The sequence below is a fragment of the Streptomyces sp. AMJ-169 genome (genome assembly GCF_055597585.1).
Window position 1 is genome coordinate 99,604 of the sequence record NZ_JBVLTJ010000019.1, and the last position, 10,250, is coordinate 109,853.

Annotated in this window: 9 protein-coding genes; 6 read left to right on the top strand and 3 right to left on the bottom strand. The window is 70.9% G+C overall.

The features are described from left to right. Positions 1 to 51: 51 nt before the first annotated feature. Positions 52 to 714, top strand: coding sequence for a LuxR C-terminal-related transcriptional regulator (locus ACYUD3_RS34445; RefSeq protein WP_470978967.1), 663 nt, complete (start codon positions 52 to 54; stop codon positions 712 to 714). Between the two features lie 23 nt (positions 715 to 737). Here ACYUD3_RS34445 and ACYUD3_RS34450 read toward each other — a convergent pair whose 3' ends face one another. Both ACYUD3_RS34450 and ACYUD3_RS34455 read right to left on the bottom strand, forming a co-directional pair. Beyond that, complete coding sequence (locus tag ACYUD3_RS34450; protein WP_470978970.1) at positions 738 to 1,514, bottom strand: hypothetical protein; 777 nt, start codon at positions 1,512 to 1,514, stop codon at positions 738 to 740. A 46-nt stretch (positions 1,515 to 1,560) separates the two neighbouring features. Beyond that, positions 1,561 to 2,298 (bottom strand): hypothetical protein, encoded by a 738-nt coding sequence (locus ACYUD3_RS34455; RefSeq protein WP_470978973.1) that lies wholly within the window; start codon positions 2,296 to 2,298, stop codon positions 1,561 to 1,563. 192 nt (positions 2,299 to 2,490) lie between these two features. On the opposite strand from ACYUD3_RS34455, the gene ACYUD3_RS34460 reads away from it, so the two are divergent. From ACYUD3_RS34460 to ACYUD3_RS34480, 5 genes are all read left to right on the top strand, one after another. Then, positions 2,491 to 3,270 carry an SDR family NAD(P)-dependent oxidoreductase gene (locus ACYUD3_RS34460; protein ID WP_470978976.1) on the top strand — a complete coding sequence of 260 codons (780 nt, stop codon included), beginning with the start codon at positions 2,491 to 2,493 and terminating at the stop codon, positions 3,268 to 3,270. 101 nt (positions 3,271 to 3,371) lie between these two features. Beyond that, the gene (locus ACYUD3_RS34465) at positions 3,372 to 4,490 is read left to right on the top strand and encodes an LLM class flavin-dependent oxidoreductase (protein WP_470978978.1); all 1,119 of its coding nucleotides are present in this window, start codon (positions 3,372 to 3,374) and stop codon (positions 4,488 to 4,490) included. A gap of 3 nt (positions 4,491 to 4,493) precedes the next feature. Further along, the gene (locus ACYUD3_RS34470; protein WP_470978981.1) at positions 4,494 to 6,224 is read left to right on the top strand and encodes an N-acyl-D-amino-acid deacylase family protein; all 1,731 of its coding nucleotides are present in this window, start codon (positions 4,494 to 4,496) and stop codon (positions 6,222 to 6,224) included. Between the two features lie 274 nt (positions 6,225 to 6,498). Next, on the top strand, positions 6,499 to 7,944 hold the full coding sequence (locus ACYUD3_RS34475; RefSeq protein WP_470978984.1) for an aldehyde dehydrogenase family protein: 1,446 nt from the start codon (positions 6,499 to 6,501) through the stop codon (positions 7,942 to 7,944). A 271-nt stretch (positions 7,945 to 8,215) separates the two neighbouring features. Then, positions 8,216 to 9,001 (top strand): alpha/beta fold hydrolase, encoded by a 786-nt coding sequence (locus tag ACYUD3_RS34480; protein WP_470978987.1) that lies wholly within the window; start codon positions 8,216 to 8,218, stop codon positions 8,999 to 9,001. Positions 9,002 to 9,148: 147 nt separating this feature from the next. Here the strand turns inward: ACYUD3_RS34480 and ACYUD3_RS34485 are convergent. Next, on the bottom strand, positions 9,149 to 10,250 hold a 1,102-nt coding region (locus tag ACYUD3_RS34485; protein WP_470978990.1), incomplete at its 5' end, for a CehA/McbA family metallohydrolase.

The window sequence follows — 10,250 nt, forward strand, 5'->3', positions numbered from 1 at the left end:
CGTACGTACGAACGTACGGACGTGACCGTTCCGGCGGAAGGACCCCCCACCGTGAGATCTTCCGAACGACTCTCCGTCGCCCTGGCCAGCGCGGAAGGAGCTTCCTGGCCGTACCCGGACTGGCCCGCGCCCGATGACGCCTATGTCGGCGGGTTACTCCATGTCGCCCCGCCCTACCGGGAGTTGGCCGCCATCAAGGTCGACGCCGTGCTGCTGGGCTGCGCCGAGCCCGCCCTCGCGCTGCCGCCGCTGACGGACGTGCTCGGCGGGCGGGGCGTGCCCGTGATCGTGCTCAGCCCCCGGCGCGACGCGGGCACGGTCGTCGAGGTGTTCCGGGCCGGCGCGGGCTACCTCGTGGACGGCGACTACTGCGCCTGCATGCTCTCCTCGGCCGTCCTGGCGGCCACCGTCGGCCACACCTACCTCTCGCCCGCCGCCTGCCTCGCGCTGCGCGAGGGGGCCCGCGAGAGACCCGGCGCGGGGGAGGCCGTCGAGCGGCTGCGGGCCCTGCTGTCACCGCGCGAACGGCAGATCATGGAGCTGCTCTCCACCGGCCTCGGCGCCCAGGAGATCGGGCTGAGACTGCGGCTCAGCGAGAAGACCGTGCGCAACAACCTCAGCAACATCTATGCCAAGTTGGACGCGCGGGGGAGCACGGACGCGGTGCTGCGCTGGCTGGGGGCCACACCGGGGACGTCCGTGCTTCGCGCTTGAGAATTTTCTGGCTTGTTATTTGGTCAGAGCGCGCTGATCTCGTCCAGCGACACTTCCACGTCGCTCACATTGCCGCCGCCCTCACCGAAACCGGGCTCCGCGCGCAGGCTGTTCCCCGAGTTCTGGATGCCGTTCGCCTCGGGCGTTCCGCATTTCACGTTCCGCAGCCAGAGCCGGCCGTCGGGAGTGCCGTTCTTCAGGATCTGCGGATAGAAGACGTGCACGCTCGACGCGCCTTCGCTGGGCGCGAAGAAGACTTTCTGGCCGTCCTGCGCGTCCTTGTACGTGGCGCGCAGGAATCCGCCGACGTCGGTGCGTTTCGCGGACCACATGAAGAAGGCGATGCTGTCGCCCTGGACGGTGTCGGTGCGGTTGAAGCTGAGGCCGGTCGTCGTGTCGTCACGGGTGATATTGATCTCCGAGGTGCTGAACTTCACACCGATCTCGAAGAAGGAGTTGCCGAGTTTCGTGTCGGCGCCCGCGGTGAATCCGTCCTCCAGCTGAATGGTGCGCGTCACCGACGTACTGACCGCGAAAGTCTTCGACGCCGTACCGCTGATACCGCAGTTGTCGGTGACGGGGGAGACCCGCTGATTCGGGCCGAGGCTGTTCGCCTTGAACTGGACGTCGACGAACTCGCAGTTCTCCAGTTTGTCCGAGTCCGCCGCGCAGTCGGCGGTGACCTCGTTCGGGGTGGCGGCGCCGGCGGAGTTCATGAGCGGGATCGCGACGGCGAGCGCGGCGACCGGGGCGAGGGCGAGCGTGATGCGCTTCTTGCGGCTGCGGTGGCTTCTGGGCATGGCTGACTCCAATGAAATGGCTGTTCAGGGTGGTTGGGTGCGGGGATCAGCAGTCTTCGAGGACGGCCTTGGAGACCCCGTCGACGACCCCGGGCGCGCCGGCCGCGCCGGGCAGGACCACCGGGCCCTCGACGACATCGGGGGCGACGAAGTTCTGCTCCGGGGTGGCGTTCGTGACGGTGGTCGCCTCCCGGGCGTCGATCCGCACCCGCCATTCCCCGGTCATCCGCTGCATCTTCGGCGTGAATTCCATATGCAGGACCTTGCCCACGGGTACGTCACGCTGTTCCGTGTCCCCGGCGGTCGCCGATTTCACGGTCATGTCCAACGTGCCCTTGTGCTTCACCCAGGAACCGCTCAGGAACCCGAAAAGACCGCCCCCGCCGCCCTGCTGGGTGACCGTGTACTTGCCCTCGCCCTGCGCCGCCGTGGCGGACCAGGTGATGGACACCTTGGCCGGTTCCGCGGCGTTCGGCTCACAGTTCGGGAAGTCCACGGAGGATTTCTCGGTGGGCCCGTCGAAGGTCTCGAAGTTCGTCTCGACGAAATCGCAGTTGTCGGCGGCGAACCCATCGGCGAACCCGCCCCCGAAGTCGCGCACCGAACGCTGCTTCCCGCTGACGACCGCCGACCGCTCGCACATCGACATGATCTGTTCCGGCGTCTTCTGGTCGTCGGCCGCGTTCGCCGAGGGAAGCAGCGCGACGACCACTCCGCCGGTCGCCAGCGCCGCCCCGATCGCGACGTAACGGACCTTCTTGTTCCTGAGTTTTCTCTTGGCCATCTCTTGTTCCTTCCTTGGCAACGCCTTTGTCGGCCCGACGGATTATGGAAGGCGCCGAAGGGAAGGCGACAGGGTCAAATATCCCTACTCACCGGTCACATGACATTGCTCACGCAATGCCTCCTCAGGTATCTGACGCTGTGTCAGCTGCGGCGCTACGATGCTGGCCTCCACCGATGCCGAGGGGGTCCCATGGACAACACGGGCAAGCTGGACGGCCGCGTAGTGATCGTCACCGGCGCCGCGCGAGGCCAGGGCGAGCAGGAGGCCCGGCTCTTCACGGCGGAGGGCGCCCGGGTCGTCGTCGCCGATGTGCTGGACGAGCAGGGCGCGGCGCTCGCGGCCGAACTCGGGGCGCTGTACGTGCACTTGGACGTCGCCGAGGAGGACGGCTGGCGCGCGGCGCTGGCGGCGGCGAAGGAGCGGTACGGGCGGGTGGACGTACTCGTCAACAACGCGGGCATCCTGCGGTTCAACGCCCTCACCGACACCCCGCTGGACGAGTTCATGCAGATCGTCCGGGTCAACCAGGTCGGCTGCTTCCTGGGCGTCAAGACGGTCGCGCCGGAGCTGACGGACGGCGGGGCGATCGTGAACACCGCCTCCTACACGGCCGTCACCGGCATGGCGGCGGTCGGCGCGTACGCCGCGAGCAAGCACGCGATCCTCGGGCTCACCCGGGTCGCCGCCCTGGAGCTGGCGCCGCGCGGCATCCGGGTCAACGCGATCTGCCCCGGCGCCATCGACACCGCGATGTCCAACCCCTCGCGGCTGGACCCGAGTTCGGACCCGGAGGAGACGGCCAGGGCGCTGGACTCGCTGTACCGCAAGCTCGTGCCGCTCGGGCGGGTGGGCCGGCCGCAGGAGGTGGCGCGGCTCGCGCTGTTCCTGGCGTCGGACGACTCGTCGTACATCACCGGGCAGCCGTTCGTGATCGACGGGGGGTGGCTGGCGGGGGTGTCGATCGTCTGACGTGCCGTCAGCTATTGACGCTTACGGGGCCCGGTGCCAGAGTCGCCCCAAAGTCAGACCTGACGATCCGTCAGTTGATGAACTGGGGACGGTGAACCTCCTTGGAATTCGGGCTCTTTGTACAGGGGTACGTCGGCAAGCGGGGCGAGAGCGATCCGCTGGCCGAGCACAAGGCGCTGCTGGAGGAGACCGAGTACGTCATCGAGGCGGACCGGTCCGGGTTCAAGTACGCCTGGGCGTCGGAGCACCACTTCCTCGACGAGTACTCGCACCTCTCGGCCAACGAGGTCTTCCTCGGCTACCTCGCCCACGCGACCGAGCGCATCCACCTCGGCTCGGGCATCTTCAACCCGCTGGCGCCCGTCAACCACCCGGTGAAAGTGGCCGAGAAGGTCGCCATGCTCGACCATCTCACCGGCAACCGCTTCGAGTTCGGCAGCGGACGCGGCGCAGGATCGCACGAGATCCTCGGGTTCCTGCCGGGCATCACCGACATGAACCACACCAAGGAGATCTGGGAAGAGACCATCGCCGAGTTCCCCAAGATGTGGCTCCAGGAGGAGTACCCCGGATTCCAGGGCAAACACTGGCAGTTGCCGCCCCGCAAGGTCCTGCCCAAGCCGTACGGCAAGTCCCACCCCGCGATGTGGTACGCGGCCGGCTCGCCCGCCTCCTACTCCATGGCGGCCCAAAAGGGCCTGGGCGTCCTGGGGTTCAGCATCCAGAAGGTCTCCGACATGGAGTGGGTGCTGGAGCAGTACAAGACGGCGATCGTGAACGCCGAACCCGTCGGCGACTTCGTCAACGACAACGTCATGGTGACGACCACCGCGATCTGCGCCCCCACCCACGACGAGGCGATCCGGACCGCCGTCAGCGGCGCGCTGCACTACCTGCCGTCGCTCGTCTTCCGCTACCACGACACCTTCCCGCGCCCCGAGGGCTTCCCCGTCTGGCCCGAGACACTGCCCGAGTACACCGCCGAGTTCGTCGAACTCCTCGTCGAGGAGGAGCTGTTGATCTGCGGCGACCCCGACGAGGTGCTGCGCCAGTGCAAGCGCTGGGAGCAGGCAGGCGCCGACCAGCTGAGCTTCGGACTGCCGGTCGGCGTGCCCAAGGAGGAGACGCTGCGCACGATCCGGCTCATCGGGGAGCACGTCATCCCGAAGATAGACACCGATCCCGTGCACCGGACGACGCGGTTCCGGCAAGGGGCGTGACCGATGCTCGACCACGTCATCAAGGGCGCCCTGGTCGTCGACGGCACGGGCGCCCCCGGTCGCCGCGCCGACATCGGCATCCGGGGCGGCCGGATCGCCGTCGTCGGCCAAGTCACCCAGGAATCCGGGACAGTTGAGGACGCCGCCGGCCTGATCCTCTGCCCCGGCTTCGTCGACCCGCACACCCACTACGACGCCCAGCTCTTCTGGGACCCCTACGCGACGCCCTCCCTCAACCACGGCGTGACCACCGTCGCCGCCGGCAACTGCGGCTTCACCCTCGCGCCCCTCCACCCCGGCCGCCCCGAGGACGCCGACTACACGCGGCGGATGATGTCCAAGGTCGAGGGCATGTCCCTGGTCGCCCTGGAGGACGGCGCGCCCTGGAACTGGCACTCCTTCGGCGACTACCTGTCCGCCCTCGACGGCCGCATCGCCGTCAACGCCGGTTTCATGGTGGGCCATTGCGCCCTGCGCCGGTACGTCATGGGCGCCGACGCCATCGGCGGCCGGCCGTCCGAGGCGCAACTCGCCGAGATCGTACGGCTGTTGCACGACGCGATGGACGCGGGCGCCTGGGGGTTCTCCACGACGCAGTCCAGCACCCACTCCGACGGCGACGGCGCACCCGTCGCGTCCCGGCATGCGCGGCCGGCCGAACTCCTCGCCATGGCCAGGGCGGTTGGGGAGCACGAGGGCACGCAGATCGAGGCGATCGTCGCCGGCTGCCTCGACCAGTTCAGCGACGCCGAGATCGACCTGCTCGCCGACATGAGCGCCGCCGCCGGGCGCCCGCTCAACTGGAACGTCCTCACCATCGACGCCGCCGTACCCGAACGCGTACCGCGCCAGCTCGCCGCAAGTGAGCGGGCCCGCAAGGCCGGTGGGCGGGTGGTCGCGCTGACGATGCCGATCCTCACGCCCATGAACATGTCCCTGGGCACCTTCTGCGCGCTGAACCTCATCCCGGGGTGGGGCCCGATCCTGGGGCTGCCCGTTCCCGAGCGGATCGCGAGGCTGCGCGACCCGGACGTCCGCGCGGAACTGCTTAGGCGGGCCAACTCCAAGGAGGCGGGCGTCTTCCGGCGGCTCGCCGACTTCGGGCGGTACGTCATCGGCGACACCTACAGCGCCGGGAACGAAGGGCTCACCGGGCGGGTCGTCCAGGACATCGCCGCTGAACGCGGCCAGGACCCGTTCGCCACGCTCGTCGAGATCTGCTCCAACGACCGTCTGCGCACGGTCCTTTGGCCGATGCCCCGCGACAACGACCCCGCCTCCTGGGCGCTGCGCGCCGAGACCTGGCGGCACGAGGACGTCCTCCTCGGCGGCTCCGACGCGGGCGCCCACCTGGACCGGATGTGCGGGGCCCCGTACACGACCCGCTTCCTGGGCGACTGCCTGAGAGGCCGTCAACTCGCCTCGCTGGAACTGGCGGTGAAGATGCTGACCGACGATCCGGCGCGCCTCTTCGGACTGCGGGGGCGGGGCCGGATCGAGGAGGGCTTCCACGCGGACCTCGTACTGTTCGACCCCGAGCGGATCGACGCGGGCAAGGCGACGCTGGTCCACGACCTGCCGGGGGAGAGCCCGCGTCTCGACTCCAAGGCGATCGGGATAAGGGCGGTGTGGGTCAACGGGGTTGAGGTGCTCCGGGATGACGTGGTGTCGGGGGCGGTGCCGGGGAAGGTGCTGCGGTCGGGGGTTGATACGGGGACGGTGAGTACCAAATGAGGGGGTGGCAGGGGGAGTTCGGCGGCGGGGGCTGGACTGGGTCGGGCGGCGGATGTCGGGTCGGGTCGGGCGGCGAGGGCTGGACCGGGTCGGGCGGCGGATGTCGGGTCGGGTCGGGCGGCGAGGGCTGGGCCGGGTCGGGCGGCAGGTGTCGGGTCGGGGCGGCCGGCGTTCGGCAAGCGGCTCTTGGGGTGGCCGGCAGCCGGCAAGCGGCCTTCGGGTCGGCCCGTGTTCAACGGCAGGCGCCGGGCCCGGCCGGACGGGCAGGTGCCAAGTGAACGACGTACAACGGCTGTTCATCGGCGGGGACTGGGTCGAACCCGCGCACGGGCACTACCCCGTCCTCGACCCCGCCACCGAAGACACCGTCGGGCTCGCCCCCGAAGCCTCTGTCGGGCAGGTTCGTGATGCCTGTGCGGCGGCCCGGGAGGCGTTCGGGGCGTGGGCGCGGACGGCGGCCGAGGAGCGGGCCGCGATTCTCGGGCGGGCCGCCGAGCTGATCCGGGCCCGGGCCGGGGAGTTCGCGGCGCTCGCGCAGGCCGAGACCGGGGCCACCGCCGGGACCGCGCGCGGGATGCAGGTCGGGGTGGCGGCGGCCCGCTTCCGGCGCTACGCCCGCGTCGAGCCCGCCGAGTGGGCGATACCCCCGCAGCTCAACGCGGCGGGCCCGATGGGCGGCGCGTCGGTGCTGAGCGCGCTCGCGATCCGCCAGCCGGTCGGCGTCGTCGCCTGCGTCACCTCGTACAACAACCCCTGGGCCAACCCGGCGGGGAAGATCGCGCCCGCGCTCGCCATGGGCAACACGGTCGTCGTGAAACCGGCCCCGCAGGACCCCCTCTCCGTGTACCGGACGGCGGAGGTCCTGGAGGCGGCGGGGGTGCCGCCCGGAGTCGTGAACGTCGTCTCCGGTACGGCAGTTGGGATCGGCGAGGAGACCGTCGCCGCCCCGGACGTCGACATGGTCAGCTTCACCGGCTCCACCGCCGTCGGCCTGCGGATCGCCGAGGTGTGCGGGCGCGGGATGAAACGGCAGCTGCTCGAACTCGGCGGCAAGGGCGCGGCGTTGGTCTTCGACGACGCCGACCTCGCCTCGGCGGTCGCCGGCATCGGCACGACCTTCTCCTTCTACAGCGGCCAGATCTGCACCGCCCCGACCCGGGTCCTGGCCCAACGGGGCATATACGACAGGCTCGTTGAGCAACTAGCCGGGTATGCGGGGAAGTTGAGGATCGGCGACCCCCGTGACCCGAGGACGGTCGTGGGCCCGCTGATCAGCGCCGCGCACCGGGACCGCGTGCGGTCGTACGTCGAACTGGCGGCGGAGGAAGGCGCGAAGGTGCTGCTGCCGTCCGGCGGAGACGTCCCCGCGACCGGCTTCTACCACCCCCCGGCCGTCCTCGCCGACTGCACCAACGACATGCGCGCCGCCCGCGAGGAGATCTTCGGCCCCGTCGTCGCCGTCGTCCCCTTCGACGAGGAGGAGGAAGGCATCGCGCTCGCGAACGACTCCGAGTACGGCCTGATCGACTACGTCTGGTCCGCCGACGTCGCCCGCGCCTTCCGCGTCGCCCGCCGGCTGCGGGCCGGGGGAGTGGGCGTCAACACGGTCGGCCGCAACATGGAGGCCCCGTTCGGGGGGTTCAAGCGGAGCGGCGTCGGACGGGACGTGGGGTCGTACGCGCTGCACGCGTACAGCGAGGTGCAGGCGGTGGTGTGGTGAAGCGGGGTGGTGAGGCGAGGCGAGGCGGTGTGGTGAGGCGGGGTGGTGAGGCGGGGTGGGCGGCGCGGCTGAACGGCCGCCGTGCCTTGCGCCGACGCGGTCCGAGCTGCCGATGCGGCCTGGGCTGCCGACGCGGCCCGAGCTGCTGACGTGGCCCGCGCTATCGACGTGGCCCGCGCCACCGATACAGCCCCGTCGGCTGCCGGCCGCGCCCCCGGCGCCCCGCCGCGCCCCCTGTCGCGAAAGCGAACACACCGTGCACCATCGGCACATGAGCGAAGCAACAGGCACGGCGGTGAAGGTCGACGGCGGCGAGGTCTGGGCCGAGGACTCGGGCGGCGGCGGGCTCCCGCTGGTGCTGCTGCACCCCGGGGTGGGCGACTCCCGCATCTGGGACCCGGTCCTGCCGGCCCTTAGGGGACATCACCGAGTCATCCGGTACGACGCCCGTGGCTTCGGCCGCTCGCCGGCGCCGACCCGGACGTACACCCAGGGAGATGACCTAAGGGCCGTCCTCGACCACTTCTCCGTCCCGCGTGCCGTCCTCGCCGGCAGCAGCATGGGCGGCGAGACCGCGCTCGCGTTCGCCCTGAGCGACCCCGAGCGGGTGGCGGGCCTCGCCCTGATCGTCCCGGGGGTCTCCGGATACGAAGGGCTGGAGTCCCCCGAGGTCACGGCGGAGGTCGAACGGCTGGCGGGCGCCGGGGACATGGACGGCCTGCTCGCCCTGAGCCTGCGCGTGTGGGGAGCCGCCGGCACCCCGCCCGACCCCGAGGCCACGGCCCTCCTGCGCGCCGCGATCCCGGCCTGGCTGACGACGTACGCCCACGAGATCCGCCCCGCCCCCGCCTACGACCGCCTCCCCGAACTGACGGTCCCCAGCGCCCTGTTGCTCGGCGAACTCGACCAGCCGGAGGTCGTCCGCTGCAACGAGGACACCGCCGCCCGCATCCCCGGCTGCACCCTGATCCGCCGCCCCGACTGCGACCACTTCCCGACCCTGCGGGCACCGGAGGCGGTGGTGGAACTGGTGGAGGGGGTGTACGGGAGGCTCTAGGGGAACCCCGGCCCCTTAGGGACCCTGGCTCCCCTAGGGACCCTGGCTCCCCTTACGGGCCCTGACTTCCCTTAGGGACCCTGACCTCCCCTAGGGACCCTGGCTCCCCTTACGGGCCCCGGCTTCCCTTAGGGACCCTGACTTCCCCTAGGGACCCTGACTTCCCTTAGGAACCCCGACTTCCCCCAGGAACACCGGATTCGTCACCCCCGCCAACGCCCCCGGCAACACCGCCCCCGCCGCCGGATGCCGTACCTCCGCCCTCACATACGCCGCGTACCCCGGAGTCGTCCGCCACTCGAAGACCCCCGACCCCGAGTCCCCTACGGGCTGCTCCCCGGTGAACAGAACGCCCTCGTCGGTGACGAACCGGACCGTGCAGCCGGGGACGCCGGAGACCTCCAGGCGGACGGCGACCTGGGCGTCGTCCGCGAGAGGCAGCCGCTCGCCGATCCCCGCGTGTTCGCCGCGCGGGCCGGTCGCCGTGAACTCCAGGGTCACGTCCTTCGACTCGGCGATGTAGGAGCGGCCCGCGCGGATGCCGTCCTGGATGGCGCGGCGGGTCAAGTCCTCGGCGAGGACCACGGTTTGGGGGAGGCCGACGACGTCCGGGTCGCGGTGGGCGTCGCTGTTGCCCATCGCCGGGAGCCAGGCGCGGTTGTCGCGGACCGAGGCGACGAGGGTGGCGTCCCAGGAGGCCAGCGCGATCTCGTCGTCGGGCGTGTAGGGGCCGTTCCACACCTCCACCGCGTCCGCCTCGCCGAAGCCGAACTTCCAGGCGCAGCCGATGCACGTGGCGTGCGGGTGGGCGGGGACGACGAGGCCGCCGGCGCGGTGGATCTGGCGGGCGAACCGGGCGAAGCGGTTCTCGCGGGCCCGGTAGCGCCAGTCGACGAACGTGCCCGGGTCGGTGCCGAGGGCGACGACGTGACCGTTGCGGGTGGTGACCTCCTCGCCGAGCAGGATCAGCAGGTCGTCCCCCGCCTCGGCCGCCCAATGCGCCTGCGAGGCATGGGTGTTGTGCTCGGAGGTGTTGATGAAGTCGAGCCCCGCCGCCCGCGCCAGCGCCGCGATCTCGGCGGGGGTGCGGCGGCCGTCGGAGTACCAGGAGTGCAGATGGCAGTCCCCCCGGTACCAGTCCCGCCCCCGCCCGCGCGCCCGCTCCGGCGGATAGACCGCCCTAGGAGCTGTCCGGCGGATCATGTGACTGTCGGCTTGGCTGCTCGTTGGTCTTGGCATGGGGCGGGGT

Coding starts and splice junctions, on each gene's coding strand:
- ACYUD3_RS34460 (WP_470978976.1), top strand. CDS start 2,491: ATGGACAACACGGGCAAGCTGGACGGCCGCGTAGTGATCGTCACCGGC.
- ACYUD3_RS34470 (WP_470978981.1), top strand. CDS start 4,494: ATGCTCGACCACGTCATCAAGGGCGCCCTGGTCGTCGACGGCACGGGC.
- ACYUD3_RS34450 (WP_470978970.1), bottom strand. CDS start 1,514: ATGCCCAGAAGCCACCGCAGCCGCAAGAAGCGCATCACGCTCGCCCTC.
- ACYUD3_RS34455 (WP_470978973.1), bottom strand. CDS start 2,298: ATGGCCAAGAGAAAACTCAGGAACAAGAAGGTCCGTTACGTCGCGATC.
- ACYUD3_RS34480 (WP_470978987.1), top strand. CDS start 8,216: ATGAGCGAAGCAACAGGCACGGCGGTGAAGGTCGACGGCGGCGAGGTC.